The following is a 25,547-nucleotide window of genomic DNA, read 5'->3' as shown; positions in this document are numbered from 1 at the left end:
ATCCCCATCTTTCAAGTTGACGCTATATACTTCGACAAATGTGGAAATAATTCCTTTTTATTGGAAACAGCATATGGATTTAAATATGTGGAAAAGTAATGTGGATAATAAAAAATTGAGGTGCAATGATGAAAAAAATGATATGTATCGTATTCATTATTTGTTTTCTTGCGCAATTGTCCACAACATATGCAGAATCCAACCAAAAACTAAATTATCCAATCAATCGAAATAAGTCATTTGTGAGTGAGGATGTTTTTTATAAACAGTTAGATAAGAAAATCTATAAAGAATATAAAAATGCAGCATATAGTGTTCGGAAAAAAATCTTATTTAAAGAAGTGCCTGATGAAGAATTTTCTTTTAGGCAAAAAACAGCTGTCGGTTGTCGAAGTAGAGTGGTGCTTCAAGATTTTTTTGTTCACCCTGATCGCCAAGTTTATTTTTTCGCTTCTTTTACTCAAAATGAAGTAGAAGAGTTTCATAAGTACATCGTTATAGATGCAGAAACAAAGAGGGAGCTAAAGGAGGGCAAAAGTTATCATCATTGTGATAGTCCTTATAAAAAATAACCCACCAACCGGTGGGTTATTTTTTTACTCTGGTACACTCATTAATTTCTCTTTCATTTTGCGAATAAGAACGACAGCACCAATTGTACAGAGAAGTGTAATTCCTTCGGCAACAAAGATATTGATTGTCTTTGTTTGGTAAAGTGCCGCAAAGAAGTCTACAAATGCGTGGAATAGTATAGCGTATACTAGGAAGATATATTTCTTCTGTTTTACTGCGTATAAAACAAGCATTGTAAAGGCGATTTGAAGCACGAGTGCCATAATTCTTTCTAAGCTACCAAGGAAGTATAAGTAGGCAGGTTGCTGAATTAACATGTCTTGTAAAATGCTGAGTTCGGGTTTTTGTTCAATTAGTCGAGCGAAGCTACCATCGTTAATAGAATTAGCAAAGATTAATGCTTGTAATGCAGAAAAACCGCCAATTAAAATAGATTCAATTCCGCCGTGACCAATTCCATAAGCGAAGCCATCTTTATATTCTAGATATTTTTTTAGTAAGAAGAAGAAGGCAACGAAGCGTCCTAATTCTTCAAAAATACCAGCAGTCAATCCGCCATAAATTGCGAAGGCAAACGGATTTTCTAAAAATGGAGCGATTGTTGGATTACCGCGCATAAATAGGTGGAATGGTGTTTCAAGAATTTGGGTAAATCCGATAAAGATAAGAACACCAATGCCGACCACTTTCCAATTAATATTATATTTTTTACGGAAATAAACGAGTACGATAATTGGGACCAGAATCGAGACAATGAGTTGAAATATGATGCTGGCAATTACAGTATTTGAAACCATACTTTCACCGCTTTCTAATATATGTACATATCTATTATGCATGAAATACGGGAGAGATGAAACTTTTAGAAAGAAAATGAATTTACTTATTGACTCTAACGTTGCGTCATACTTTATCGTATGTACTAAGGGGGAGATACAAATGACAATGAGAGTAAAAGAAGTAGCTGATTTAGTTGGAATTAGTGTGCGCACACTGCATCATTACGATGAAATTGGGTTGTTAACCCCAGACGAGACGACAGAGTCTGGATATCGTCTGTATTCCAATGAAAATTTAGAGATATTGCAGCAAATTTTGTTTTTTAAAGAGCTTGGCTTCCCTTTGAAGAAAATTAAAGAAATTATCATGAGTCCATCATTTGATCGGGAAGAGGCACTACAGCTTCATAAGAAAATGCTTATTGAAAAGCGTGCCAGATTAGATAAGGTGATTGCGACGATTGATAAAACAATTCAGCATACAAAAGGAGAGATTGAAATGACGAACAAAGAGAAATTTGAAGGATTCGATTTCAGCCATAACCCATATGAAGAAGAAGCACGTGAAAAATGGGGAGACGCAGCTGTAGATAAAGCGAACGAATATGCAAAAGGTATGTCAAAAGAGAACCAAGAAGAGTTTAATACTATTTATAGAAATTTAGCGGTACTGAGACACGGTGCACCAGATTCTAAAGAGGCGCAGGCAGCGATCAAAGTATGGTACGATTACTTGCAAAACTTTAGTTACTATTCATTAGACGCTTTTAAGGGACTCGGTCAAATGTATGTCGCTGATGAGCGCTTCACGAAAAATATCGATAAGTTTGGTGAGGGGTTAGCGCAGTTTATGTGTGATGCGATGGAAGTTTATGCGGATCGTAATAAAAAGTAAAACAGGTGGAGATTTTCTCCACCTGTTTTACTTTTTAATCATATCATTTAAAGTTTGATCCCCCGTATTGTTCAAATGAGGATTTTTACTCATTTCACGTTTTAACATATCGAGGCTTTGCGTATATTCTGTATCATTTAATGCGCCAGATTGAAGGCCTTGAATTTGGGAAATCAACTTTTGGTCTGTTGATACATATGCTTTATAATAGCGAGGGACGATGGACAAAGCAGCTTTATATACTTGATCTGCTACAAGTTTCGGATCCGTTGTGTTTGCACGGTATACAACGAACACTTCATCATCAGTAACGAGTGTAGCAGCGTTTGTAACGTCAGGAAGTTTGACTGTCATGCTTGTAATCATTTCAGCGACCTTCTCCCGATTAATGGCCCCTACTTGTTTGTTAGATACTTCATGTTTTTGTTTAGAAGAATAACCGACTCTCGTGAGCCTTGTATTTGTATTTTCTGTATGATACATGTCGTTTTTATTGGAAACAAGAACACGGCTTCCTTCTTCGCGCTCCATTTCGGCTTTATTATTTGTTTGGCAGCCTGCAAATAAGGAAACAGTGAGAAGGGAAAGTAAAATTTGTTTTTTCACGATGTATCACCTCCTTCTCCATAGCATGTACTAATTTGCAATTTTTTGTATTTGAAATTGTTGGTTGTTATGCTTTGTGATACGATAAAAAGAAGAATGCTTAGAGAGGAAGTTAATGATGGAGCAAAAGCAAGAGCAAGAGATTCATGCTACGGTGAGCATTAATAATGTACAGTACGAAGTAATTAAAAACTTTCGTGACGGTTTTAGTGAAGAAGCATTTAAAGAGCGCTATGCAGAAATTTTAAATAAATATGATTACATCGTTGGGGACTGGGGATATGAGCAACTTAGATTGCGCGGATTCTTTGATGATAGTAACCAACGTGCGACATATGATACGAAAATTAGTACGTTAACGGAGTATTTATACGAGTACTGTAACTTCGGTTGTGCACATTTTGTACTACGAAAAGTGAAGAAATAAAAAAATCCTCTTACAATTGTAAGAGGATTTTTGGCATATGCTCGCTTACAAACAAATCGAGATATGATCACCTTCAGAAAGTATTGCATTTGGTTTCATTTGTTTTCCGTTCAATTGAATATCCCCATTTTTAATTTTATCCACAATGAGTGTACGGCTCCAATCAGAGATATATGTGGATAAGGCCTTATCCATTCGGTGGGAACCGAAAACGATATCTAATACGATCGTGATTTCAGCTATGCCACTTTCTCTATGTTGCGTAATGGAAATGGTAGTAGTTGTTTCTATTTGATCTTGCTGCGTCATATCGACTGTTTCAACATGTTCAGTAAATGCTTTATAAATACGAAGTTTTTGATTCCACGTGTGATCTTTCGGACATTTATAAATAGCAAAGCGGTATATATTTTTTCCGTTGGCGTTATGCCTACGAATATTTGTATCAGTAAATAGGGTAGTGCGTCTGCAATTTTTACAATATTTTTCGATTGTGTTTTGCTCGTTTTCATATAAACTCCAAGAAATTTGTACTTTCTGCATTTTCCTTCACCTCTTATTTTAGTGGTAAAGGAACGTAATACAGCTATTTGGATGTCTTGTAGTATGAAGACATGAGAAATAGACAAAAATAAAAGGAGATTCCCTTAGGAAGCTCAGTAAACATCATACTACAGATGCGTTACGCTCCTTTGTAATGGGAATGGGCAGACTACTCCCTTGAAAAAAGCATGGTGCTTTTTTGAGAGTAATGCTATCCAATTGCTGGTCCATTACAAAGTAGTTGTTGGCATACGTAGTAAACGTCCTTTCTATCCAAATAGATTTATTCTTAATTATAACATAGAAGATTGAAAATTCTAAACTCTTATAATGAAAAAACACCAGCTAAAATAGCTGGTGCATACGATGAATTATATAAGTTCAAATAAAAATGAGCGTAGTTCTTCTGCGATTTCTTCAGTCATAGAAAATGCGTGCTCTAAGTAGCCTGGTTCGTTTAAATCGTCAGCACCGATGATTGCAAATTTATTACTTTGCATATCAAGGACAATTGTTTTACCGTAATGACGATCGGAGTATAAAAGCGCTAAATCATGACGCTCATTTTCTCCCATAAAGCTAACGAAACGAGTTTTTGTAGCGACAGTGTCGTCGTACAGAAAGAAACGTTCTTCCATACACATGGCTCCTTTATTAAATATCTAAGTTTAAGTGTGGTTTATGATCTAAATGGTGATGCGTTTTAATGAATCGTACTGTTCTTGTTTTGTAACGCATTACGATAGAGTATGTTTCAGCTAAATCTCCGCCAAGGAATTTAACACCGTCTAATAACTCACCAGCAGATACACCAGTTGCTGAGAAGATTGCATCATCCCCAGATACTAAGTCATCTAGCATAAGAAGTTGACGAGGGTCTTCTAATCCCATTTCACGACAACGAGCTTCTTCTTCTTCGTTCATTGGAACTAAGCGAGCTTGCATTTCACCTTCAAGGCACTTTAATGCTGCTGCAGAAATAACACCTTCTGGAGCTCCGCCAATACCTACGAATAAGTCGATACCCGTTCCAGGTAGTGCTGTTGCGATTGACGCACCAACATCACCGTCACCAAATAATTTTACGCGTGCACCTTTTGCACGAACACGGTCAATAATATCTTGATGACGCTCACGTTCTTGAACGATAACTGTTAGATCGCGAATCTTTTTATTGTTAGCTTCTGCTACAATTTCAATTGTTTTTTCAATTGGATCATCTAAGCTAATTTTACCAGCTGCTTTTGGACCAACCGCGATTTTTTCCATGTACATATCAGGAGCATGAAGAAGGTTCCCTTTGTCTGCGATTGCAATAACTGCCATTGCATTTGCAAGACCTTTTGCAACGATGTTTGTACCTTCTAATGGGTCAACGGCGATGTCTACTTCTGGACCGTTACCTGTTCCTAGTTCTTCACCAATATACAACATCGGTGCTTCATCAAGTTCTCCTTCACCGATTACAACTGTACCTGCCATGTTTACTGAATCAAACATATCACGCATTGCTGTAGTTGCTGCATCATCTGCTTCGTTCTTCTTTCCGCGGCCCATCCACTGTGCGGATGCTAATGCTGCTGCTTCTGTTACACGGACAATTTCTAGTGCGAGTTCACGTTCCAAGATTCCATTCCTCCAATTTCAAAAATCATACAAATATAACTATAACAAATAACGGAGAAAAGGTGAATTCGAAAAATTGTCGATTTTTTCAGAAGAAAGCGTTACAATTAAAATGTAAATGCTTTAATTTCCAGGTAGGTGACATTCATGTATTTTGTAGACAGAAAGAAAATAGAACAAATGCTAGTATGTTTAGAACGAGCAACAAGTACATTTCAAGAGAAAAAGATATATGAAACCGAGTTTGAATTTTACGCATTAGAGCGCATAGCCCATCTTATTATTGATACTGTATTAGATGTAGGAAATGCGATGATTGATGGATTTATTATGCGCGATCCAGGAAGCTATGAAGATATTATTGATATTTTAATGGATGAGCGAGTGATAAGTGAAGAAGATGGACAAGGGATGAAAGAAATTATCCTTCTTCGAAAAATGCTTACGCAAGATTATATTCAAATGAATCATGATGAATTATATAAGACGATTCAAAAACATATTGCAGTGGTAGAAAAATACCCAGCAAATATTCGCAGTTATTTAGAAAAGGAATTAGGACCTGTATCTGCATTTGTACCAGAATAATTATGCTTATAAGATCCCCAGAGAATGCCTTTTGGGGATCTTATATTGTATGTGAGAAAGAAAAGGGAGAAGGGTGAAGTATGGGGGAAGCACGTACTACGAAAGACGAGATTGTACAATTGTTGAAAGTAAAGGGAGAGCACACAGTAGCGGAACTAGCTGACGTTTTAGAGATTACAGAAATGGCAATCAGAAGACATTTAAGTAATCTTGAGAAAGATGGACTCATTTATTCTAAGATGGTAAGGCAACATGTCGGAAGACCAACTTATTTGTATGGATTAAGTGAAAAGGGAGAAGATACATTCCCGAAAGAGTATAAGCAATTTGCGATTGATATGCTAGAAGATTTAGCTCGGATGGGCGATGAAAAAATACTTCAATATGTTTTAAAAGAAAGAACGAAGCGTATGGAAGAACAGTTGCAAAAGCGAGTGAGTAATCAAAAGAATTTAGCATATAAAGTGCAAGAGATAGCAGCTATGCAAGAGAAAAATGGTTATATGGTTCAAATAAAGAGAGATGGAGAGAAATCTTTCGTAATTGAAAAACAAAACTGTCCGTTAAAAGAAATTGCAGAGAGATTCCCGCAAGTATGTGAAGATGAAAAAGAGATGTATAAGCGTTTATTTACGAACGCAGATGTGAAAACGCTAGCAAACATGTGCGAGGGCGATTGTAGTTGTTCTTACCAAATAAAAGAGAAAAAATGAACGTTATGGGGCGCTTTAAGGTAAAGCGTTTTTTTCTTTTGGAAAAGCGGGTAATATAAGAGTGGTATGATAAGGTGAGAACGTTAGCATAGAAGGAGAGACATAATCGATGTATAAAGGTTACTTAATTGACTTAGACGGTACGATGTATCGCGGGGAAGAACAAATTGAAGAAGCAAGCGACTTCGTCAAAGCATTAGGAGAGCGCGGCATTCCATATTTATTCGTTACGAATAACTCAACTCGCAAACCAGAACAAGTGGCAGAAAAGCTTGTTCGTTTCGATATTCCAGCGAAAGCGGAGCAAGTATTCACAACGAGTATGGCGACTGCGAACTTCATTTATGAACGTAAACAAGATGCAACTGTATATATGATTGGTGAAGAAGGCTTACACGATGCACTTGTGGAAAAAGGATTTGAACTTGTGGATGAAAATCCTGATTTCGTTGTTGTCGGTTTAGATCGTGACATCACATATGAAAAATTAGCAAAAGCATGTCTTGCTGTGCGTAACGGCGCAACGTTTATTTCTACAAATGGAGATATCGCCATTCCGACTGAGCGCGGATTATTACCAGGTAACGGTTCATTAACATCAGTTGTAGCAGTATCAACAGGTGTGGATCCAATCTTTATCGGAAAACCAGAATCAATCATCATGGAACAAGCGTTAAAAGTTCTTGGTATAGGAAAAGATGAAGCATTAATGGTTGGGGATAACTATGATACAGACATTTTAGCGGGAGTAAATGCTGGCATGCATACTCTTCTTGTCCACACTGGAGTCACAACTGTGGAGAAGTTAACAGAATATGAAGTACAACCGACGCAAGTTGTGCATAACTTGACGGAGTGGATTGAGAAGATGTAATGAAGAAAGCTGTTCCAAACTTTGGAACAGCTTTTTTTCTGATATTTGCGGGGAGCCCGATTGGTGTGGGCTAACATTCAGTTGTGACTAGTGTCGATTTTTGTAGGTAAGTCGATATATTTGAAAAATCGCCGATATAATCTGAGTTGCGCTGATATATTAAAAAAATCGCTGATATAATTTTATTAGAATGCACGATTCACAACATCTTTAACTTCTTCAAGATATTGTTTACGCACACTGTCATCCACAGACGGAACACTCGTATAGAATGTATGCTCAATTGTTTCAATGCCTGTAAATTCAAAAATACCAACATCCACTGTTTTCTTCATTGCGTCAAACATACCGCCTGCTGTGTATGCTTCTTTCGAATTTCCCATTGTAGATAATAATAAGCCCTTTTTACCGCTTAATAACTTTTCAATACCGTTTTCACCGTAAGCATAAGCGAAGCCGTGGCTAAATACACGGTCAACGTATCCTTTTAAAATAGCTGGAAGTCCCGCCCACCAAACTGGATAAATGAATGTAATGCTATCAGCCCAAGAGATATGCTCTTGCTCTTCTTTAATATCTTCTGGTGTGTTTCCTTGAGAAAACGAGATGAAATCGGAAGCGCCTAATACTGGATTGAAGTTTAATTCGTATAGATCGCGAACGCGTACTTCATGACCGTTTCCTTCTAACTCACTTTTTACCGTTTCTAAAATCGCATGGTTGAAGCTTTCTGTATTTGGGTGTGCATAAACGATTACATGTTTCATTTTTCTTCCTCCTATTTGTGGATATGTGAATAGTTATTTGTATATCTGTAACTATTATGGTTACTGATTTTATAGAAATCAAGTAATACATATGTATAAAAAGACGCCCGAAAATCGCCTTTTTATACCCCGCTCATACAAAGTACAAAAAAGACAAATAAAATAATGACAATACCAATGCCGAAGTTAAATACGAGAGTACTATCCATATATGTAGCCTCCTTGTTTGAAAGTAAAAAGCACTCTAGTTAAGAGTGCTTTTTTATTTTGAATCTACTTTATAACTTTTAGAAAGTGATTCATGCGTGTAATGATTTACATTATTTTATGTATTTATACTTTGAAATGAGTAAGTCCTTGTGGGATATAGAAAAAAAGACACTCTTTCGAGTGTCTTTTAAGATGACAAAATGTGCCAATTGCTTGAGGTTGATAAGACACTAATTTCCGTGTTAGCGCCTTTTCTTTAATCAAGAAGTGTAGCAACAGCGATTCAAATAAATTGTACCATTTGTTTAATTGTGGTGCGTATGCAATTGTGCATATTTTAATCATGAGGTAGGTAATGAACTGTGAATAATTTGAAGTGATTTATTTACGATTTCTTCTGCGGCATATATGCCGATCGCGTCTGTTTTTAAAATATGGGATTGTAAGTTATCATGCATTGCTCCTAATTCACCATGAAGTGGTGCGAAGGCATGGTTCGCCTTTTCAAGCATGCATAAATCAAGTAAAGAATCCCCAGCTGTAATAATCGTATCTATTTGCAAAATTTCTTTTATATATTGCACGGCATCCCATTTGTTAATTGGTTTTGGTACAAAGTATAGCTTCCTACCTTGAAGTGAATGATTCCAGCCTTGTTTGTCTAACCAGGAAGTGAAGGATGATAATTCATCATAAGGAATGTTCTCCCGTTTAATGATGCAATAATGGAATAGATCATCAGCTGTTTTTTGTGATATAACCCAATCTTTATGAGCTATTTGTCCAAATTCCTTTAGTATGTCGTTTCTCTCTATACATTCAACCGATAGTCTTTCTTTTACTGTCCTGTTCCAAGTACCATCTTGTTTCCCGTTATGAAGGATATTACCGCCATTACTTGTAATGACGTATTCGGGAATGATTTCGTCTTGGAATAAAGCAATCCGCTGAAACTGCTCAATAGTTCTTGTTGTAACTGGGATGAAATGTGAGTGCAGTTGTAATTTTTTTAGTAGTGAAATGGTTTTATGTGATATGAAAGAAATTTCTTTCCCATCTAAAGTTTCAATGAGTTGAATTGATTCATCTTCTATAGGGGCACGAAACGATTTCCGGGAATAAATAAGCGTCTGATCAAGATCACTGGCGAAAATCATATTGTTTCCTTCCTAAGAGGCCTAATGAGCCCGCAACATGAATAAGCCATATTCTCATAGATTTCAATTGGGACATTCTTTTCTTTAGCGAGAAGTAAAATATGCTTTAAATCGGGATTGTTTTGCTTACGTATTAAAATTTTCCACGGTATTCTCCGGAGTAATACGCGAGTTGTTTCACCGACTCCTGGTTTAATTAAGTTAATATCGTCAATTTCAAAGTGATTTTGGATAGACTGTATATCTTTTAATCCCTGCCAAGAGGGATCAGTGTAAGTTGAAGTAATATAACGTAATTGATTATCTATATGAGAATGAACAGAAGGGAATAACTCTGTTACCTCATCAACGAAGAAATTTGATAAGTCTTCTTGTTCTAGCTCTTTATAATATTTAACACCATGAAAATCATTTGGACCGATATAGGTGTCATTTAGTACAGTGCGGCTAATTAGTCCAGAGACTGTTGCATTTAAGCAAGCGCTAGGAATAAGAAAATCTTCACGTGTACCGTAAATTGAAGTACAGTAACCGGGATCAGCAAGCACAGCCATACAATGAGAAATGTGTGTATTATTTCGTTCGTTAAATGTGTGTACTGCATATTCTAATTCTTTTTTTATTGCACCTTTTCCAGTCCACCCATCAATGAATTGAATTGTTTCTTTAGGGTGATGTTCCAAAATATAATGGAGTGCATTTTCATCAATACCGCGTCCGCGAACAATAGAAATACAATAGTGAGGTACATCAAGGTTGTATTGATAGCGTATGTAGCGTTTGATAAGAATGCCAATAGGTGTACCAGCACGAGCTAATGAAACGAGGACAAGGTTAGCTCCTTTAGTTTGTATAATCTGTTCGGCGACAACTCCAACAGCGATGGCTAGTTTGTGTTTGTATTGTTGCAGGGAAGAAAAGAATAAATCCATATATGCTTTAGATGGTTTATATTCCATTGGTAACATTTCGGAATAATGTGTGCCAGCTTGAATTGCTTGTTCTCTAGTTTCCGTGGAACTTTCTTTCATTAAATCACTAATATCTTTTAATAGAAAAATAGCATCATTTGGATTGTAACTACTAATATGAGAATTTACTTTTACCATAATTATCAACCTTCCTTTTCTATGCTATTTGAAAATGAGACGATATGAATAAAAGGAATAACTGTTTGTAACTGCTGTAGAAGAGGAGACAGGGCTTCTTCCCCTAAATCACGCTCAATAAAAACAAATACTTCATCGTAATCATGAGGTGAAATATTATAAAAGTAATTTGTAATAGTAGAATCTTCAGGACTTGGATATGAGAAATGATTATGAATGGCGTAGTTCACATCATTTGAAACAGGATGGATAGGGCTTCTTGTTGTAGATTGATATAAAATATTTTCACCCATTTCAGCAGCAATTTTCATTGGGATATACATAAATTCACCTGTCCCGAGACAAAGTGTTCGTTTTCCAATTCTTTCTCTTTTTAAAGTTTTTCCTGCTTCTTGAGCGAAAGAATGAATGTGTTTTTGTTCATATGCTGAAATGCCAAATCGCCCAGTATATTTTATATAATTTGATGTATAGGGTAATTTTGGGCAGGTAAGAATATGCTTTTTGAAATTAAGTTTACTTTCTTCAATTTGAATATCTGTTTTTGCAATATTCAATGGTTGGCCAGTTGTATGAATACTGCCTTCTAATAAAGAAATAACATGAATCTTAATTTGAAGTTCTTCTTCTAATTGTTTAAATTGTCTTCTATTAGTATGAGAACGCCAGTCTAATAAAGAAGCAATAATATATTCTTCCCGTGGGAATTTATTTTGAATCGATCTAATAATATTTAATGCTGTTTTTCCTGTTGTCATCTCATCATCTACGAGAACAATAGGATTGCTGTTTTGAAAAAAGCTTTCATCCACATAACAACGGTGCGATGTTGCATGAGAATGTTCTTCCTCAAATGTAATGACAGATTCTAGGTGGGGTATCGATTCCCTAGTTGTATGTACATACTTTGCATTTTGAAAGCATTGAAACATAGAATGACCAAGTGCTGTCGCTGTCTCAGCGAATCCGATGAATAAAACTTCTTCTTGCAGAGGATATTGATAACGAAATACTTCCTCTGGGATTTCATGAATCTCTAATGAAATGAGATTTAAAATTTCTTTTTGAAATGGATGAGAAGTATTATGTAGCATTTCCATATATCTTGCAGCGAGAGCAACTCCACTTGATAGGGAGACTGCAGGTTTAATAGGAAGATGCTTTCCAAGGATTGTACTCACAAATAAAAAACTACGTTTCTTATTTATTCTCGCAGCCATTTGAAAAAGACTGTCTAGCGCTAAATTATATGGATTATCACGTACTTCTACATGAACTTGTATATTATTTAAAACGTTATACGTGTTGCTTTGCGTTTGTAATAAGGAGATCGGTGAATTGTTTGTTTTCATGTAGCACCCCGTAAATATTAGATTTTAAAATGGTTTTGCGAGCCCAGCCATAATGAGGTTTTACTTCATTCATTTTGTTAGAAAAACTGCTTTTTAGCACTCCATTATACGTATCTGCATTTTGTAAAATTGATCTCGCATCTAAATAATCTTCCATTGTGACAATGTGCATTGCCTGTACAACTTTAATATGAGATGGGTGAATAACTGTCTTTCCGATTAAGCCATTTGCATGGTCAAGTGATACCTCTTGAATAAGCCCTTCTTCATGATCATTAGAAAAATATTCCCATACACATCCTGAAATAATATATTCATTTGTTGCCCTTGAGAAAACGTTAATAATGTCTGAAATACAATCACGGACAACAGTAATATGATAGATAGGTGTGTATTTATTGCGCCGAATACTAAATATACTTGAAAAATCAGTAGCACCAATACGTACATTTAAGATGTAATCGTGATAAGAATCTAGTAAATCTTTTATTTGTAATAATGATTCTGCCCGTGTTTCCTTATACATAATTTCTGGTGATTCTAAAATCGGCATGCCATATAGCGATAATGAGTATAACTCGTTTATATATGCAAGCTGATTGATATAAGTCTTTCCGTTAATAGGTGTGAATTTTGGAAAGACAAAACCACATAAACAATGAACAGCACTACCTAATTCAGTAACAATTGTCTTCATTTGACTGGGCTGTCGAACTCTAATAAAAAGAAGTGGGATGTCTGCTTGATTTAGTATGTTGACACTGACTAAGTTGGCGATTTGCTGTATTTGAACGACGATGTTTTGCTCTGCAAGTTGTACTTCCTCATCGCTGATAGCGTCCTCTAGACAAAGAATAATTGAGGTAGCATCCACATGTTTCTTTCTAATTATATCTTCTGCAATCGTTTCTTTCGTGCCAGGAGTATATAGTGTAGCCCCTAGTGCGTAAGCTAGTTGTTCTTTCCCTATATTTTTTGAAAAACTAAGAGGTTCTTTATAGAAAAAATTTTGCCGTTCTTCTGAGGAGAGATAAGAAAAGTAATTCACATTGTCACCACCTTATTTGTAATGATTCTGTTTAATCGTAACATAATAAGGAAAATCTTCCATAAAATGAAGCGAGAAATTAAAAAAATATATTGAGAAAGATGAATTATAAGATGAATATCGAATATTGTTAATAGGAATATAATAGGGGGAAAGAGAAAGTGGATATACATAAGTTAACAGAGGAAGAAGCAAATGAGATAAATACGTGGACGTACGAGGAACCATATAGTTTATATAGTTTTTCAGGCGAGAAAGAAGTAATAGAAGAGCTATTAGATGGAACGTATTATGGCTGTTGTAACGATAATGGAGAGTTCATCGGCTATTTTTGTTTTGGAGAAAATGCACAAGTACCAGGTGGAAGAGATGCTCATTTATATGGTGGAGAAGATATGATTGATATCGGACTTGGCATGAAGCCAGATTTAACAGGGAAGGGCATGGGAGAAATGTTTTTTCAAGCTGGAATAGCGTTTGCTGCTAAGGAATTTAATTCGAAAATGTTTCGATTAAGTGTAGCAACATTTAATACAAGAGCGATTACGCTATATAAAAATATCGGATTTAAGCAAGGGCCTATTTTTTTGAGTCGTGGAAGAGAATTTATGCTTATGGAATACGAAAGACCGTCAGCATGAAACTGACGGTCTAGAAAACATTATTATTCCGAGTGATCAGCTCGGTGCGCTAAACGGCTTGAGGCAGCGGCAGCAATTCCGCCAACGATATCGTCAAGGAACGTGTGCACTTTTCCAGTTGATTTATCATTTAAGTATTCTAAAATACCAGGTTTTAATTTATCGATATATCCAAAGTTCGTGAAACCGATAGATCCGTATACATTCACGATAGAAAGTGCGATAACTTCATCAATTCCGTATAAGCCTTCATCACGTTTTACGATATCTTGTAACGGCTCACTTAGCATTCCCTTTTCAGCAAGGACATCAAGCTCGATACCAGTAATCAGTGCGTTTTGTACTTCACGTTTTGATAGTACACGTTCTACATTGTAACGGCATTCTGACATCTCTAAATTTGGATGATATTTTTTTTGAAGAAAATGAACAAGTTCAGCAATATCGTCAATTGTTACACCGCGTTCTTGTAATAGTTGTAATGCTCTTTCTTGTAGTTGATTTGATTCTTTCATGTTTATCACCTTTTTTTCTTTTTAGTATTTGTATACGTTTCGTTGCTTTATCATGTGCATAGGAATGAAAGGCGAGCACAAGCTCATATATATAAAGAAAAACCATAGGTGGCGACTGCGATGATTCAGCATATTTATGAGCATTATCACATGCATGTTAAAGAATTAATCCCCCTTGGCCCCTATAAAAGCTTTTGGATTCGCAACAAAATTTATGTACTTGTTCCAATTGGAGAAATGGAGGAAGAAGTACTTGTAGAGATGAAAAAGCTCAGTGATTATATGAACCAGCAAGGGGATATAACTGTAGCGACTTTCGTTCCGACTATACACGGCTACTATGTAAGTGAGATAGAAGAACAAAATTACTGCTTATTAAAAGGTATGCGCACGTTAGAACGACATGCTATGTCATTAGGAAGTGAGCTTTCTATATTCCATAAACGAGGTGCATTCTTTCCAGAAGAAATTGAGCAATTAAGCCGCATTGGTGAATGGAAAGCGTTATGGGAAAAAAGGCTCGATCAATTAGAAAAGTTTTGGCAATCACAAGTGATGAACCACCCTTCAGATGTATTCGATCAATTGTTTATTGAATCCTTCCCGTATTACTTAGGAGTTGCAGAAAATGCAATTCAATATGTTGTCGATACAGAAATGGATGATACGCCGCAACTAACGGATGCAGCAACAATTTGCCAAGAACGATTCACACCTTTATTATGGCATCAAACGAAGCGGCTCAAACTTCCTTTTGATTGGGTGTATGATCACCCAACTCGAGATATGGCAGAATTAATTCGCTATATGATGATAGAAAAAAAGAAAGACTGGGAGCAAACAATAATTCAATTTGTTACAGATTATGAACGCAATTATTCGCTATCCTCATTTGGCTGGCGCTTATTATTTGCAAGGCTCCTGTTCCCGCTGCACTATTTTGAAACGGTCGAACGATATTATCAAACTGGAAACGAAGAACAAAAAAGCATATATAGAGATCGCTTAGAAGCCATTTTACACGATGTGAACCGCTCAGAGCAATTTATGAAGCATTTTTATGGCTCACTTCGTTTACCAGTAGATAAGCTTGGGATTAGAAAATTAGATTGGCTATCTTAAACGTATAAAAAAGAGACCGCTGGAGGCCTCTTTTTTATACCACAATTTTATGTAATACATTATGCCCCTACCTGTTGATCTGTACATATATTTAAAACGAATTGATGTCTTTCGAGTTTTTCATTTACTTTACCCAATAATTCTTGCTGGATTTCTTTAAATAAAAATTGATAGCTTGTATTCCATGTTGGTATAACGGATGAAAGGCCTAATAAATACTCTTTTTTCTTTTCTAGTTCTTGAATTGTTAAAAAAGTGTTTCCCATTCTTGGCATGTGTCATCCCCCTATGTTTTCTTACTGTATATGTGTGAACGATTCACTATATAGTATTAATTATCGCATTTTTTGAGAAGGATTTCCAATTTTGTTTTATGATGTTAACGGATAAATGTGATTTGAATAAAAAAAGGAGACCCAAATGGGTCTCTTTTTAGGAAGCGGCTAGAACAGTCGGCCATTTCGCGCCTTCCTGTGAGGCAAAAAGCGCCTCACAGGAAGGAGCTCCAATGACCTCCTGTTCTGAACGAGCCGCTTCCGCTTTTAGATTAAAATACTTGTTCTACTTCAATAACGCCTGGTACTTCTTCAAGTAACGCGCGCTCGATACCAGCTTTTAGTGTGATTGTAGAACTTGGGCAGCTTCCGCATGCACCCATAAGGCGTAGTTTTACGATACCTTCTTCAATGTCTACTAATTCAACGTCTCCGCCATCGCGAAGTAAGAATGGACGTAATTTATCTAATACTTCTAATACTTGTTCTTGCATATGTGGGTTTTCCATTTTTATCGACTCCTTTCATCAGTTTTATTATAATCAAGATAGAGGGGAAAATCTATTTTTTCTCTTCTTGTTTTATTGTCGAAATATTGTATCGTGTTTTTTCAGTATAGGGGTATGGAATAAGTTTGTAAAATGATGTGCTTATGTAATAAGACATCTGAATATACTGTTGGAACAAGAAGTGGGGGAGAAGAAATGGTTAATGTTCAAGTGTATGGGACGAAAGTAATTTGTGCGAGCTGCGTCGGAATGCCATCTTCAACAGAAACGTTTGAATGGTTACAAGCGGCAATTGGTCGTAAATATGAAGGACAAGAAAATAAATTTAATTTCGAGTATATTGATTTCCAAGAAGAACAAGAAGATGCGGATAAAAAAGCATTCGCAGAGCGCGTAGTGGAAGAAGATTTATTTTATCCGGTCGTTCTTGTAAATGGAGAAATTGTTGGAGAAGGAAATCCTCGTTTGAAGGATGTTTACGAAGAAATCGAGAAATATTTATAAAACAAGAAGTCTTTGCGAATTTGCAAAGGCTTTTTTTATTGGAGGGATAGATATGAAAAATGGAGTGAAGCATGCGTTACCGACGGAAGTACAACAGTTAATGGAGCGGTACACAGTAGAATTAAAAGAAATTTTTTTGGATGAAAAAATAGTCGGGGTATATATTTACGGATCCATCGCACTAGGTGCATTTTATAAGGAAACGAGCGATGTTGATTTTGTTACAGTGATAAATGATTCCGTGAATGAAGCTGAAAAACAGCAGCTTGTGGAACTACATAAGAAACTTAGTGATAATACGCTAGGTAAAAGAATGGACGGTATGTATATTCCGCTTGCTGACTTAGGGAAATACAATGATGAAATGAACGAGTACGTGTATTGTGCAGATGGTAAAGCTAATGTTGGTCATTGGGACATTAATGCGGTCACATGGTGGACGTTGAAAAATCAAGGCATTACAGTTACCGGAAAAGAAGCAGAAGATCTTCCGATGCAAATACAATGGAATGATGTAGTAAATACGATGAAATACAACGTAGAACAGTACTGGAGTGAAAAGGCGAAGAAGCCATATTTATTTTTTATAGAAGAGTGGGTAGAATCAGCTGTCGTTACGATGGGACGTATTTTATATACACTAAATCATAAAACAATCGTTTCAAAAGATAGAGGATTGCAATACTTGTCAGAACGTTCAGCGGAAGAATGGGAGCTCTTATTAAAAGAAGTAGCGAGAATACGGCACAATCCAAAAGAAAAGCGAATGCTCTCAAGGTGGAGAAGAGCAGATATGACGAAGAGGTACTTACTGCATTTAATTGAGACGTGTAGAGAGAAATGGTAGGGACGAAAATGGACAATACAGTGGGGTGTATTGTCTTTTTTTATGTTAAATTTGGTATATAATGGTTTAAAAAGTTTAATTATACTGGAGGGGATAGGATGAATATAGAATTAGCTACATATGAAGAAAAGAATGAACAAATGAGTATGCGCCAAGTAATTAGCATTCTATTAATTATTTTTGGGGTCATGCATGGAATTGGTTTTTTGAACCTTTTATATGATTCTTCCTTATACCCATGGTATGTAGATCATCTTATTCCACCTTTCACGTTTTGTATGATTATCGTAATATATGCACCGGCAAGAAATTGCTGCTTACATTTAATAAAATCATTACAATTCAATAATTTTAAACACTATGTAACGATAGTAATGACAGCGATTGTAATGCTTATATATCTTGCAATATTAAATTTAGTTCTACCACATGGGATTGGTGTGGACGAGTCTAGTATAGTAATAAAGCCTACTAAAAGTGAAATCATTTTATACGTAGTTGTACTCACGATTTTTGCACCGGTTTGGGAAGAACTTTTATTTCGGGGGATGTTTTTCACGAAATTATCCCAGCGCTTTTCTACACTTACTAGTGCCGTTATAAGTGCTTGTATATTTACTTTAGGCCATCCCCTTACAGTAGGTAGTATTTTATATATTTTTGGTATGGGTATATGTTTAGCATACACATATAAGAAAACGAAGAATTTACTCGTTCCAATTGGGATTCATTTATTAAATAATTCGTTTTATTTATTAATAAATTTTCAACTATAAAAAGATGCCTTTTAAAAAGGATGTCTTTTTTATTTTGTAGTAGATAGAAAAGTATTTACAAGTATTGTGTAGAGGAAAGATAATAGAAAAAAATATGTGCATGGGGGAAGCGGATGAGTAAATATAAATTACATATAGATAAAGAACAATTATGGAAAGGGTGCATTTTAAATTCGATTGCCCATGCAATTAATGTAGCACATTGTCCAGATTTCTCACATGAAAGTTCATGGGACGGATTTAACTATAGTATGCAAGATACTCAAGGCGGACAAGGGACAATTACGTTTCATCCGAATTACACGATTGTATGTCTTCAAGATGTGAATAGTGAGAGAATTGATGAGTGGATTGATGCGAAAAATTATTTTGAAGGGGCACCTTCGGAAGTAATAGATATTGCGCAAGAAGAAGCACTTCAATACGTATTAGAAGAAGTAGAAGGCGAAACAGTTCCTTTTATTACAACTGCATTTTGGATTGAGGATAGCGGTGCGTATTCAATTGATTCATTTGAAGAGATGGAAGAGCACGGCGGATTCTTACTAGAAATTCCATTACTTGATACAGAATCAGCAATTGAAAGACTGGAAGAAGAGTATGAACTGACAGAGGAACAAATAGAGCTTTTACAACTCGTGTATAAGAAAAAATCCAAAGTCCAAATGAGGAAATTAAGTTGTCTAAAGAAGAAGTAGCAATGATTGGGACGGAAGATAACGAAGGATTGGAAGTTAGTAAGGACTCATTTGAAGAAATGAATATTACTTGGGAGTTGTAGGGGGAGATAACATGTTTCCGATTGGTGATCAGCCGAAGATTATGAAAGACTTAGCAAGTATAGCTGGTGATTTAGAAGAAGTAGCGATTGAGGGGAAAACAAAAAATATAGAACGACTAGCATCTTTGAAAGTTAAAAAATTATGGGTGTTCACAGTAAATCAAAAGCAGTTTGATCATATTCTTACGTATGTTTGTCCCGATATATTATACGTTTACGAAATGAGGGTCGAGGATTTAAGTAGCCTTCAGAAATTGTCTAATTTACAACAGTTGTATATGTGCTGGAATACAAAAGCGAAGACGTTATGGGATATTGATTATAATAAAAAACTCAAATCCTTACTAATTGATGATTTTTCTAAGTTAGAAGATTTAAGTGCTTTAAGTAAGTGCACACAACTCAATACCTACTATATGGGTGGTGGGATAAATACAGCGATGAAAGTACAAACTTTAAAACCACTCGCTGAATTACAGCAGTTGCAAAAGCTTACTTTGATGAATTTAAAGGTTAAAGATGATTCATTAGAACCGTTAATGCAATTGAAAAATTTAAAGGAGTTAAGCTTATCTAATCAATTTAAGGTGGAAGAGTATGCAAAGCTTTCTGTAGCATTGCCATATACGGTATGTGAGTCTTTTAAACCTTACGTATATATAAACGATGCAATAGATGGGAAAAATATAATGGTGACTGGGAGAAGAAGGCCAGTCCTTAATTCAAAAACGGATACTGTGAAGATGCAAAAGTATGAAGAACAATTTAAAAAGTTACAAGAGGAATATAAAGCACTAGTAGAAAGCACAATGTGAAATTACATTGTGCTTTCTACTAGTTTTTTCATATACATATCAACTTCGTGAAAGAATATGGGCTCTTTTTCCTCGGTATTCAGATGCACAGTGCAATGTAAATATTGCTGTAAATAGCGATTAGCTTGTTCGTGCTGTTTTAATTTGTAGAAAGAAAAACAGGTAAGAAGTAGAAACGCTTTTTCTTCTAATATTGGAACGACAGCTAGTATCGGAGTAATGGAATGTATATTTACTTCCACTAAATTTTCATAAGACGCCCACGTTTGAAACCAGTCGAAAATAGTAGAAAGGTAACTCGGAATGTTGATAGTTTCATGTGAAACATTATGCAATAACTGGTTCTGTTTGATATGCATAGGCTCTATTCTCGTTTGTAGAATGCAATCGAATATTGAAATGTTTTCTTTTATTTGTAATTGGTTCGTAATAAGCTGCGGGAGACCGATAGGGTGAACTCCTATATTTATATAAAAATCATCTCCAAACTGGCTTTTTTGTATGTTAATGAGCTTATAAAATCCGTTTTCAGCTTTGAAAAATGTATGTCTTTTTTTCTTAAAGCCGAGTGGTTTTAAAGTGGCGTGTAAATTTGTAATGAAATCTCGATCCTTTTTAGAGCGAGACTTATTCTTCGTCATATTCATACGTAGTTAAGTTTTGTAAGAAACTTTCAAAGTTAGGTGCTAATTCAATAATTTCCTCAAACTCATTATCGATAAATATAACTGGAGGATTTTCAGCTACATTTCGATAGTCTAATGCAATCCATGTATGTCCATCACCAGATAAAAGTACGATATTTTCAGGCATTTCCCATTCTCGAATTAAATAGCGACTCTCTAAAATACTAGATTCATTTTCATCAAAAGAAATACCATATAAACCAGATACATTAACGTGATCGTCTGCCCAAGAATTTGGCTTCGAAGTAGGGTGAGTATCAAGACGAAGAGTTCCCCCATTTTGTTCTTTTAGAAGGTTTATGTATGATTCTGGAAGCTTTACGTTCAGTACCTCTTCTGCTTTTTTGATTAGTTCGTCGTTAATGGGTGCTAGTTTTAAATAGTCATCTTCTGCCCAAATTGTACTCTTCATATTTGGTTACCTCAAATAATAGTTTTAAGAATCTTAAGTCATATATTATAGTTAGTTTAGATAACGCGCAATAGAGGGAGGGATGGAGTATGAATGTGTACGAATACCTTAATCACGTAAATTCTAAAGAAGATTTATTAAAATTCCTTGTATACCTCCAAAAGGATTTTAAAGTGAACAAAGATGAATGGGAGAATGTAGAGGTAGAGACTTATTTAGAGGCATTAAATGGTTGGTTAGGTGATTATGAAGGCGTTTATATAAATCAAGGGGAGAAGATTCCAGAAAATATTCCATGGAAGTTCATTGCTCAAATGTTACTTGCGGCAGCTCATTATGAATAAAATTAGATTTTTAAAAGATAGAATGGAGAAGATGTCATGATTAACCATAATAAAATTAAACAACTTTTAGCACATGTAGATCGTGCTGAGGATAATGAAATTGAGCTAGAGTATGAATCTGAACCTATGACGATAGAATTGTTTAATAGTGAAGAAATAGAAGAAGGGCAACTTGGTTATAGTTTTGATGAAGAAGGGCAAAGCTTAGCCGGGAATGAAGAAGGAGATTGGAAAGAAGGATGGATTGTAATCGGCATAGATTCATATCTTGGAGACCCGATTTTTGTAGATAGTAATGATGAGAATTGTCCAGTTTATACAGCTATGCACGGTGAGGGAGAATGGGAGAAAGAATGTATAGCGGAACGTATAGAAGATATTATTGAGAAAGTGAAGGGGAATGTGGGGTAAATAAACATAGTATTCCAACGTGATTAAGAGGGAGGAAATGTAGTATATATTCACTAAAAAAGATGTATAAAAATGATTTTGATGCATCCTTTTTAGTGAATATGTAAAATAATTAACTTAGTGTATTAAAGGTATGATACATGATTATTTTAATATATTTAAAAGTAAAATGAAATAAGAAACGGATAATTGTCGGAATATATTCGATTTCCGTTCATTTTTATGAAATATGTGTACTTTTTGTTAGATTCCTTCATTTTGTACATATACAATAAATGTATATAGAAATAAGAAAAGGATGATGTACGTGAAGGACACTGTTTTACAAGAAACAATTTCTCCACAAGAATTACATAAAGTTGTTCAAAAGAATACAGCTTATTATGACTTTAAGTGGGGGAAAGTAGAAAATCCAGCGCAAGGGAATACATGGAATTGGGTAGCCTTTTTCTTCCCAACTTTTTGGTTAGCTTATCGTAAAATGTATAAGTTATTTATTATATTTGCGTTATTGGCTATACCTAGTATAGTTATACCCCCTTTTATAGATATTCCAGATGGGATTTATGTAACATTTAGTTTAGCTCTTCAATTAGGAATGATGATATTTACTGGATGGCAAGGAAACTGTTTATATTATAAGCATGCTGTTCGTGTTTTTCGTAAGGGAGAAGATGCGTCTGATCATGAGAAGGCGTATTTCTTACAATCAAAGGGTGGCGTTAGTGTAGCTGGTATGATTGGTTTACAGATTATAGTCGGGATTGTGTTTGGGTTAGCTGCGTTCGGGCTGTCCTTTTTACCAACTGAGCCGAATATTAAAAACGTTGTTCGTTCAAGTGATGAAGGGGTTACTTTAGAGATTATGACTGATAATCCAACTTGGAAGTTTGTGAAGAAAGAAAAAGATTATGACGTAGTAGAGTTTACTGGTTATGATTATACAGAGAAGAAAAACGTGAAAATTAAATTCGCTGTTTATTTCGATGAAGATTATTTCGAGTGGCAAGAGGTATATGAAAATAATAAAAAGTTAAGTGAAGAAGAAGTAGAAGAATATCAAATTTACATTGAAGAAAATAATTGGGGTTTCTAGAGGGAACTCGTTCATTTTGAAAAGAAGAATCTTGTGAAGGTTCTTCTTTTGTTTATTAGGGGGGAGAGAAATGATTTCAGCATTAATAGAAGCTCTAATAGAATCTATTAGTTTAAGTACGGGTTTACACACGAAAAAGATTGATGCTAACATACTTTACTTGCAGCAGTATGAATGGTTTCGAATGATATATGAAGACGAGAAGTATCGAAAGTTATTTATTACGAACTACAAAGTTCGCTAAGGGTTTGATTGCTCGTAAAAAAATAAAAATGCACAACGAAGATTTTTAAAATTAGTAGAAGAGCAAATGGAAAAAAGGCATACGAATTGAAATTTTGTAAAATACAATAAAAAATGAGAATTTGAGGTAGGGTTGTCAATAACGTGAGACTATGGCACTATAAAGAAATGCTATACAAATTTTATTTATCGAGATGTAAACATCAATTTTGATTTTTACGTATAAATAATGAACGGAGGAAATGAATTTATGGCTACTTTACCAAATTGTCCAAAATGTAATTCAGAATATACGTATGAGGATGGCGTTCTTTTCGTATGTCCAGAATGTGCTCATGAGTGGGGCCAAGACGCAGAAGCTGAAAATAATGATGGTGCAAAAGTTGTAAAAGATGCGAACGGAAACGTTCTTCAAGATGGCGATGCTGTTACTGTTATTAAAGATTTAAAAGTAAAAGGAACTTCTTCAGTTGTGAAGATTGGTACGAAAGTAAAGAGTATCCGTCTAGTTGATGGCGATCACGATATCGATTGCAAAATCGACGGTTTCGGAGCTATGAAGTTAAAATCACAGTTCGTTAAGAAGGCGTAGTAAATAGAAGAGGAGGCGAATAGCCTCCTCTTTTTATTATGTCACTTTTTGTCGGTAAATCGATATTTCGTACAAAATCGTTGATATATTCTGAGTTATGATAGATATATTTGAAAAATCGTTGATATATTGCAAGTTATGATAGATATATTGAAAAAATCGTTGATATAATTTCACTCACCGTGAACGGTGCATCATTTACCAAGCGAGAGGTACGATTCACTTCGCAGCATAGTCAACCTCTTTCAACTGACACCGCTTATTAAAGAACGTTTTATATCCAAGCTGTAAAAAGATAATGACAGCAAAGGCAGTACTTCCAGAAATACCGAGTATGATGGCGATTTGATATTGAATGGCTGTGAATGGTGATACACCGGATAATATTTGACCGGTCATCATGCCTGGTAAGCTTATAATTCCCATTCCGACCATAGAATTAATTGTTGGTAAAATAGCAGAGTCGAAAGCGTCTCGAATGAGCGGAGTAGCAGCTTCTTTCGGTGTTGCGCCGAGCATAAGTGCACCTTCAATTTGACCTCTTTGCGATTTCATATTGTTTAAGAACGTATTTGCTCCAAGAGAAACACCAGTCATGGCATTACCGACTAACATTCCCGTAATAGGGACGATATATTGCGGAGCATACCAAGGGTCATGACCGATAATAACAAAGATAAATAGTAGAAGTGGCCCAATTGATCCAGCGACCATGGAAAGGGCGGCTACTCGTTTTAATTCTTTAGACATTGGGATATTAACTCGTTTATAAATATTAAAAATTGCAAAGGTAGTAATAGAAGTAATGAGAGCAATTGTATAAAATGGATTACTGTTTTCAAATACGTATGTAAGGACATATGCAACAAGTACGAGCTGAATCGTCATACGGAATGTTGCGAGCGCGATTTGTTTTTCGCGAGGTATTCCTTTTAATTTTACAAGTCCAATTAAGATAAGGATAAAAATATAGGCAGCCGCCAGTTGCCAAATTTGGAGTTCAATAACGCCCTTCAATAGAGAGCACTTCCTTTCTAGTTGCACCGTTTGTTTTACTAATTTCAATAATGTCGTCTGCAATTTCTTCTGGAAGTTGTTGCGAGTGCGTGATGAAGATAACTGTTTTTTTCTTTTTTCGTGCTAGTTCAGTAAATTGTTTCATAACGCGGCGTTCTGTATCACTGTCTAGTGCTGAAGTGGGTTCATCTAATAAATAGACAGGCGGATCCATAAGTACAATACGAGCAAAGGCAAGTCTTTGTTTTTCACCGCCGGATAATGAGGTGGCGCTATCTTCTAATTGCTTGTCTAAGCTAACGGTTTGTAGTGCACTCCGCAGGGCATCATCATTTGGAAATGTTTTTTCAGCAAGACGAAGTCCCATTAATAGGTTGTCTTTAACGGTTCCATCAAAAATAGGTGGAGTTTGCCCAAGCATAACTACGTCACGACGTAATTGAATAGGCGGATAATCAGAAATTAATTTTCCGTTATATTCAATTGTACCGGATGTTGGAGATTGTAAATCGTTTAACATGCGGAGCAATGTACTTTTTCCGCTCCCACTCTCACCGATAATGCATGTGATTTTTTCATTTTTAATCTGTAAATAAGGAATGTGTAGGATATCTTTATATATAACGTCTTTTAATATAAACATAAATCGCTCCTTTCTGATTCTAGTTATATCGTATCAAAAAAGGGAGGATAA

At 35.5% G+C, this 25,547-nt stretch carries 33 protein-coding genes and 2 pseudogenes; 18 read left to right on the top strand and 17 right to left on the bottom strand.

What is annotated here, in order from left to right:
- Window positions 1-137 precede the first annotated feature (137 nt).
- Window positions 138-572, top strand: a complete 435-nt coding sequence (locus C4S65_RS23505; protein ID WP_308201944.1) for a hypothetical protein — start codon at window positions 138-140, stop codon at window positions 570-572.
- Window positions 573-596: 24 nt separating this feature from the next.
- On the opposite strand, the gene C4S65_RS23500 is transcribed toward C4S65_RS23505, so the two are convergent.
- The gene (locus tag C4S65_RS23500; RefSeq protein ID WP_140337783.1) at window positions 597-1,412 is read right to left on the bottom strand and encodes a YhfC family intramembrane metalloprotease; all 816 of its coding nucleotides are present in this window, start codon (window positions 1,410-1,412) and stop codon (window positions 597-599) included.
- A gap of 100 nt (window positions 1,413-1,512) precedes the next feature.
- Between C4S65_RS23500 and C4S65_RS23495 the strand changes: the two genes are divergently transcribed.
- Window positions 1,513-2,247 (top strand): MerR family transcriptional regulator, encoded by a 735-nt coding sequence (locus C4S65_RS23495; protein WP_000178766.1) that lies wholly within the window; start codon window positions 1,513-1,515, stop codon window positions 2,245-2,247.
- A gap of 27 nt (window positions 2,248-2,274) precedes the next feature.
- Here the strand turns inward: C4S65_RS23495 and C4S65_RS23490 are convergent, their stop codons facing one another.
- Window positions 2,275-2,853 (bottom strand): YhcN/YlaJ family sporulation lipoprotein, encoded by a 579-nt coding sequence (locus C4S65_RS23490; RefSeq protein ID WP_000744141.1) that lies wholly within the window; start codon window positions 2,851-2,853, stop codon window positions 2,275-2,277.
- 118 nt (window positions 2,854-2,971) lie between these two features.
- Here C4S65_RS23490 and C4S65_RS23485 point away from each other — a divergent pair, with 118 nt between their 5' ends.
- Window positions 2,972-3,280 carry a YutD family protein gene (locus tag C4S65_RS23485; RefSeq protein ID WP_000435946.1) on the top strand — a complete coding sequence of 103 codons (309 nt, stop codon included), beginning with the start codon at window positions 2,972-2,974 and terminating at the stop codon, window positions 3,278-3,280.
- Between the two features lie 45 nt (window positions 3,281-3,325).
- Here the strand turns inward: C4S65_RS23485 and C4S65_RS23480 are convergent, their stop codons facing one another.
- From C4S65_RS23480 to glpX, 3 genes are all read right to left on the bottom strand, one after another.
- Window positions 3,326-3,823, bottom strand: coding sequence for a hypothetical protein (locus C4S65_RS23480; protein WP_001174555.1), 498 nt, complete (start codon window positions 3,821-3,823; stop codon window positions 3,326-3,328).
- Between the two features lie 371 nt (window positions 3,824-4,194).
- On the bottom strand, window positions 4,195-4,461 hold the full coding sequence (locus C4S65_RS23470; protein WP_000392611.1) for a DUF3055 domain-containing protein: 267 nt from the start codon (window positions 4,459-4,461) through the stop codon (window positions 4,195-4,197).
- Window positions 4,462-4,477: 16 nt separating this feature from the next.
- The gene (glpX, locus tag C4S65_RS23465) at window positions 4,478-5,449 is read right to left on the bottom strand and encodes a class II fructose-bisphosphatase (protein ID WP_000439090.1); all 972 of its coding nucleotides are present in this window, start codon (window positions 5,447-5,449) and stop codon (window positions 4,478-4,480) included.
- 147 nt (window positions 5,450-5,596) lie between these two features.
- Between glpX and C4S65_RS23460 the strand changes: the two genes are divergently transcribed.
- The 3 genes from C4S65_RS23460 to C4S65_RS23450 all read left to right on the top strand — a co-directional run bounded on the left by C4S65_RS23460 (window position 5,597) and on the right by C4S65_RS23450 (window position 7,624).
- Window positions 5,597-6,037 (top strand): DUF86 domain-containing protein, encoded by a 441-nt coding sequence (locus tag C4S65_RS23460; protein ID WP_000274010.1) that lies wholly within the window; start codon window positions 5,597-5,599, stop codon window positions 6,035-6,037.
- Window positions 6,038-6,117: 80 nt separating this feature from the next.
- Window positions 6,118-6,750, top strand: a complete 633-nt coding sequence (locus C4S65_RS23455) for a metalloregulator ArsR/SmtB family transcription factor (RefSeq protein WP_061666019.1) — start codon at window positions 6,118-6,120, stop codon at window positions 6,748-6,750.
- A 109-nt stretch (window positions 6,751-6,859) separates the two neighbouring features.
- Complete coding sequence (locus C4S65_RS23450) at window positions 6,860-7,624, top strand: TIGR01457 family HAD-type hydrolase (RefSeq protein ID WP_000276470.1); 765 nt, start codon at window positions 6,860-6,862, stop codon at window positions 7,622-7,624.
- 185 nt (window positions 7,625-7,809) lie between these two features.
- Here C4S65_RS23450 and C4S65_RS23445 read toward each other — a convergent pair whose 3' ends face one another.
- The 5 genes from C4S65_RS23445 to C4S65_RS23425 all read right to left on the bottom strand — a co-directional run bounded on the left by C4S65_RS23445 (window position 7,810) and on the right by C4S65_RS23425 (window position 13,267).
- Window positions 7,810-8,391, bottom strand: coding sequence for an NAD(P)H-dependent oxidoreductase (locus C4S65_RS23445; protein ID WP_000683450.1), 582 nt, complete (start codon window positions 8,389-8,391; stop codon window positions 7,810-7,812).
- A gap of 551 nt (window positions 8,392-8,942) precedes the next feature.
- The gene (locus C4S65_RS34055) at window positions 8,943-9,758 is read right to left on the bottom strand and encodes an HAD hydrolase family protein (RefSeq protein WP_000575378.1); all 816 of its coding nucleotides are present in this window, start codon (window positions 9,756-9,758) and stop codon (window positions 8,943-8,945) included.
- On the bottom strand, window positions 9,755-10,867 hold the full coding sequence (locus tag C4S65_RS23435) for a cysteine protease StiP family protein (RefSeq protein WP_061666018.1): 1,113 nt from the start codon (window positions 10,865-10,867) through the stop codon (window positions 9,755-9,757). The genes C4S65_RS34055 and C4S65_RS23435 overlap by 4 nt, the downstream gene beginning before the upstream one ends.
- A gap of 5 nt (window positions 10,868-10,872) precedes the next feature.
- Window positions 10,873-12,219 (bottom strand): phosphoribosyltransferase family protein, encoded by a 1,347-nt coding sequence (locus C4S65_RS23430; RefSeq protein WP_061666017.1) that lies wholly within the window; start codon window positions 12,217-12,219, stop codon window positions 10,873-10,875.
- Window positions 12,164-13,267 (bottom strand): HpcH/HpaI aldolase/citrate lyase family protein, encoded by a 1,104-nt coding sequence (locus tag C4S65_RS23425; RefSeq protein WP_061666016.1) that lies wholly within the window; start codon window positions 13,265-13,267, stop codon window positions 12,164-12,166. The genes C4S65_RS23430 and C4S65_RS23425 overlap by 56 nt, the downstream gene beginning before the upstream one ends.
- Window positions 13,268-13,428: 161 nt before the next feature.
- Between C4S65_RS23425 and C4S65_RS23420 the strand changes: the two genes are divergently transcribed.
- Complete coding sequence (locus C4S65_RS23420; protein WP_061666015.1) at window positions 13,429-13,908, top strand: GNAT family protein; 480 nt, start codon at window positions 13,429-13,431, stop codon at window positions 13,906-13,908.
- Window positions 13,909-13,931: 23 nt separating this feature from the next.
- Here the strand turns inward: C4S65_RS23420 and C4S65_RS23415 are convergent, their stop codons facing one another.
- Window positions 13,932-14,423, bottom strand: coding sequence for a phosphatidylglycerophosphatase A (locus tag C4S65_RS23415; RefSeq protein ID WP_000665102.1), 492 nt, complete (start codon window positions 14,421-14,423; stop codon window positions 13,932-13,934).
- A 120-nt stretch (window positions 14,424-14,543) separates the two neighbouring features.
- Here C4S65_RS23415 and yutH point away from each other — a divergent pair, with 120 nt between their 5' ends.
- Entirely contained in the window at window positions 14,544-15,545 is a 1,002-nt protein-coding gene (gene yutH / locus C4S65_RS23410) for a spore coat putative kinase YutH (protein ID WP_000614219.1), read from the top strand.
- 59 nt (window positions 15,546-15,604) lie between these two features.
- Here the strand turns inward: yutH and C4S65_RS23405 are convergent, their stop codons facing one another.
- Window positions 15,605-15,820, bottom strand: a complete 216-nt coding sequence (locus C4S65_RS23405; RefSeq protein WP_001137789.1) for a hypothetical protein — start codon at window positions 15,818-15,820, stop codon at window positions 15,605-15,607.
- Between the two features lie 272 nt (window positions 15,821-16,092).
- Window positions 16,093-16,329: a NifU family protein gene (locus C4S65_RS23400; RefSeq protein WP_000431159.1), complete on the bottom strand. Its 237-nt coding sequence runs from the start codon at window positions 16,327-16,329 to the stop codon at window positions 16,093-16,095.
- A gap of 195 nt (window positions 16,330-16,524) precedes the next feature.
- On the opposite strand from C4S65_RS23400, the gene C4S65_RS23395 reads away from it, so the two are divergent.
- The 5 genes and pseudogenes from C4S65_RS23395 (at window position 16,525) to C4S65_RS23375 (ending at window position 20,052) form a co-directional block, all read left to right on the top strand.
- Window positions 16,525-16,833 (top strand): YuzD family protein, encoded by a 309-nt coding sequence (locus tag C4S65_RS23395; protein WP_000248588.1) that lies wholly within the window; start codon window positions 16,525-16,527, stop codon window positions 16,831-16,833.
- Between the two features lie 52 nt (window positions 16,834-16,885).
- The gene (locus C4S65_RS23390; protein ID WP_142391577.1) at window positions 16,886-17,680 is read left to right on the top strand and encodes a nucleotidyltransferase domain-containing protein; all 795 of its coding nucleotides are present in this window, start codon (window positions 16,886-16,888) and stop codon (window positions 17,678-17,680) included.
- Window positions 17,681-17,778: 98 nt separating this feature from the next.
- Window positions 17,779-18,456, top strand: coding sequence for a type II CAAX endopeptidase family protein (locus C4S65_RS23385; protein WP_086406377.1), 678 nt, complete (start codon window positions 17,779-17,781; stop codon window positions 18,454-18,456).
- A 113-nt stretch (window positions 18,457-18,569) separates the two neighbouring features.
- Window positions 18,570-19,237, top strand: a pseudogene (locus tag C4S65_RS23380) (hypothetical protein).
- 11 nt (window positions 19,238-19,248) lie between these two features.
- A complete protein-coding gene (locus tag C4S65_RS23375) occupies window positions 19,249-20,052 on the top strand; it encodes a hypothetical protein (RefSeq protein ID WP_000483945.1) in 804 nt (267 codons plus the stop codon).
- A 2-nt stretch (window positions 20,053-20,054) separates the two neighbouring features.
- Here C4S65_RS23375 and C4S65_RS23370 read toward each other — a convergent pair whose 3' ends face one another.
- Together C4S65_RS23370 and C4S65_RS23365 are read right to left on the bottom strand one after the other, a co-directional pair.
- Window positions 20,055-20,693, bottom strand: a complete 639-nt coding sequence (locus tag C4S65_RS23370; protein WP_140337785.1) for a DUF4304 domain-containing protein — start codon at window positions 20,691-20,693, stop codon at window positions 20,055-20,057.
- On the bottom strand, window positions 20,680-21,150 hold the full coding sequence (locus C4S65_RS23365) for an SMI1/KNR4 family protein (RefSeq protein ID WP_000843112.1): 471 nt from the start codon (window positions 21,148-21,150) through the stop codon (window positions 20,680-20,682). Before C4S65_RS23365 ends, C4S65_RS23370 begins: the two co-directional genes overlap by 14 nt.
- A gap of 89 nt (window positions 21,151-21,239) precedes the next feature.
- Here C4S65_RS23365 and C4S65_RS23360 point away from each other — a divergent pair, with 89 nt between their 5' ends.
- The 5 genes and pseudogenes from C4S65_RS23360 (at window position 21,240) to phnA (ending at window position 23,836) form a co-directional block, all read left to right on the top strand.
- Complete coding sequence (locus tag C4S65_RS23360) at window positions 21,240-21,494, top strand: hypothetical protein (protein ID WP_001103708.1); 255 nt, start codon at window positions 21,240-21,242, stop codon at window positions 21,492-21,494.
- 36 nt (window positions 21,495-21,530) lie between these two features.
- The gene (locus C4S65_RS23355; protein WP_000607082.1) at window positions 21,531-21,905 is read left to right on the top strand and encodes a hypothetical protein; all 375 of its coding nucleotides are present in this window, start codon (window positions 21,531-21,533) and stop codon (window positions 21,903-21,905) included.
- Between the two features lie 298 nt (window positions 21,906-22,203).
- On the top strand, window positions 22,204-23,001 hold the full coding sequence (locus C4S65_RS23350) for a DUF2628 domain-containing protein (protein WP_003308141.1): 798 nt from the start codon (window positions 22,204-22,206) through the stop codon (window positions 22,999-23,001).
- 70 nt (window positions 23,002-23,071) lie between these two features.
- Window positions 23,072-23,335, top strand: a pseudogene (locus tag C4S65_RS34600) (hypothetical protein).
- Between the two features lie 159 nt (window positions 23,336-23,494).
- Complete coding sequence (phnA, locus tag C4S65_RS23345) at window positions 23,495-23,836, top strand: alkylphosphonate utilization operon protein PhnA (RefSeq protein ID WP_000212735.1); 342 nt, start codon at window positions 23,495-23,497, stop codon at window positions 23,834-23,836.
- Window positions 23,837-24,055: 219 nt separating this feature from the next.
- On the opposite strand, the gene fetB is transcribed toward phnA, so the two are convergent.
- Together fetB and C4S65_RS23330 are read right to left on the bottom strand one after the other, a co-directional pair.
- On the bottom strand, window positions 24,056-24,853 hold the full coding sequence (fetB, locus tag C4S65_RS23335; RefSeq protein WP_000679262.1) for an iron export ABC transporter permease subunit FetB: 798 nt from the start codon (window positions 24,851-24,853) through the stop codon (window positions 24,056-24,058).
- A complete protein-coding gene (locus C4S65_RS23330; protein ID WP_061666013.1) occupies window positions 24,837-25,496 on the bottom strand; it encodes an ABC transporter ATP-binding protein in 660 nt (219 codons plus the stop codon). The genes fetB and C4S65_RS23330 overlap by 17 nt, the downstream gene beginning before the upstream one ends.
- Between the last annotated feature and the right edge of the window lie 51 nt (window positions 25,497-25,547).

This window comes from Bacillus sp. ok061, assembly GCF_900108285.1.
Classification (GTDB): Bacteria; Bacillota; Bacilli; order Bacillales; family Bacillaceae_G; genus Bacillus_A; species Bacillus_A thuringiensis_S.
This window is presented reverse-complemented; position numbering and strand designations above follow the sequence as displayed.

Bases quoted from the DNA above. Each gene is read 5' to 3' on its own strand.
- C4S65_RS23355 (WP_000607082.1), top strand. From the start codon at position 21,531: ATGATTAACCATAATAAAATTAAACAACTTTTAGCACATGTAGATCGT.
- C4S65_RS23375 (WP_000483945.1), top strand. From the start codon at position 19,249: ATGTTTCCGATTGGTGATCAGCCGAAGATTATGAAAGACTTAGCAAGT.
- C4S65_RS23505 (WP_308201944.1), top strand. From the start codon at position 138: ATGATATGTATCGTATTCATTATTTGTTTTCTTGCGCAATTGTCCACA.
- C4S65_RS23350 (WP_003308141.1), top strand. From the start codon at position 22,204: ATGATGTACGTGAAGGACACTGTTTTACAAGAAACAATTTCTCCACAA.
- C4S65_RS23445 (WP_000683450.1), bottom strand. From the start codon at position 8,391: ATGAAACATGTAATCGTTTATGCACACCCAAATACAGAAAGCTTCAAC.
- C4S65_RS23435 (WP_061666018.1), bottom strand. From the start codon at position 10,867: ATGGTAAAAGTAAATTCTCATATTAGTAGTTACAATCCAAATGATGCT.
- C4S65_RS23360 (WP_001103708.1), top strand. From the start codon at position 21,240: ATGAATGTGTACGAATACCTTAATCACGTAAATTCTAAAGAAGATTTA.
- C4S65_RS23455 (WP_061666019.1), top strand. From the start codon at position 6,118: ATGGGGGAAGCACGTACTACGAAAGACGAGATTGTACAATTGTTGAAA.
- C4S65_RS23405 (WP_001137789.1), bottom strand. From the start codon at position 15,820: ATGCCAAGAATGGGAAACACTTTTTTAACAATTCAAGAACTAGAAAAG.
- C4S65_RS23450 (WP_000276470.1), top strand. From the start codon at position 6,860: ATGTATAAAGGTTACTTAATTGACTTAGACGGTACGATGTATCGCGGG.
- C4S65_RS23365 (WP_000843112.1), bottom strand. From the start codon at position 21,150: ATGAAGAGTACAATTTGGGCAGAAGATGACTATTTAAAACTAGCACCC.
- C4S65_RS23430 (WP_061666017.1), bottom strand. From the start codon at position 12,219: ATGAAAACAAACAATTCACCGATCTCCTTATTACAAACGCAAAGCAAC.
- C4S65_RS23330 (WP_061666013.1), bottom strand. From the start codon at position 25,496: ATGTTTATATTAAAAGACGTTATATATAAAGATATCCTACACATTCCT.
- C4S65_RS23500 (WP_140337783.1), bottom strand. From the start codon at position 1,412: ATGCATAATAGATATGTACATATATTAGAAAGCGGTGAAAGTATGGTT.
- C4S65_RS23390 (WP_142391577.1), top strand. From the start codon at position 16,886: ATGAAAAATGGAGTGAAGCATGCGTTACCGACGGAAGTACAACAGTTA.
- C4S65_RS23495 (WP_000178766.1), top strand. From the start codon at position 1,513: ATGACAATGAGAGTAAAAGAAGTAGCTGATTTAGTTGGAATTAGTGTG.
- C4S65_RS23480 (WP_001174555.1), bottom strand. From the start codon at position 3,823: ATGCAGAAAGTACAAATTTCTTGGAGTTTATATGAAAACGAGCAAAAC.
- C4S65_RS23470 (WP_000392611.1), bottom strand. From the start codon at position 4,461: ATGGAAGAACGTTTCTTTCTGTACGACGACACTGTCGCTACAAAAACT.
- C4S65_RS23385 (WP_086406377.1), top strand. From the start codon at position 17,779: ATGAATATAGAATTAGCTACATATGAAGAAAAGAATGAACAAATGAGT.
- C4S65_RS23485 (WP_000435946.1), top strand. From the start codon at position 2,972: ATGGAGCAAAAGCAAGAGCAAGAGATTCATGCTACGGTGAGCATTAAT.
- C4S65_RS34055 (WP_000575378.1), bottom strand. From the start codon at position 9,758: ATGATTTTCGCCAGTGATCTTGATCAGACGCTTATTTATTCCCGGAAA.
- C4S65_RS23400 (WP_000431159.1), bottom strand. From the start codon at position 16,329: ATGGAAAACCCACATATGCAAGAACAAGTATTAGAAGTATTAGATAAA.
- yutH (WP_000614219.1), top strand. From the start codon at position 14,544: ATGATTCAGCATATTTATGAGCATTATCACATGCATGTTAAAGAATTA.
- C4S65_RS23370 (WP_140337785.1), bottom strand. From the start codon at position 20,693: ATGACGAAGAATAAGTCTCGCTCTAAAAAGGATCGAGATTTCATTACA.
- phnA (WP_000212735.1), top strand. From the start codon at position 23,495: ATGGCTACTTTACCAAATTGTCCAAAATGTAATTCAGAATATACGTAT.
- C4S65_RS23415 (WP_000665102.1), bottom strand. From the start codon at position 14,423: ATGAAAGAATCAAATCAACTACAAGAAAGAGCATTACAACTATTACAA.
- C4S65_RS23460 (WP_000274010.1), top strand. From the start codon at position 5,597: ATGTATTTTGTAGACAGAAAGAAAATAGAACAAATGCTAGTATGTTTA.
- C4S65_RS23395 (WP_000248588.1), top strand. From the start codon at position 16,525: ATGGTTAATGTTCAAGTGTATGGGACGAAAGTAATTTGTGCGAGCTGC.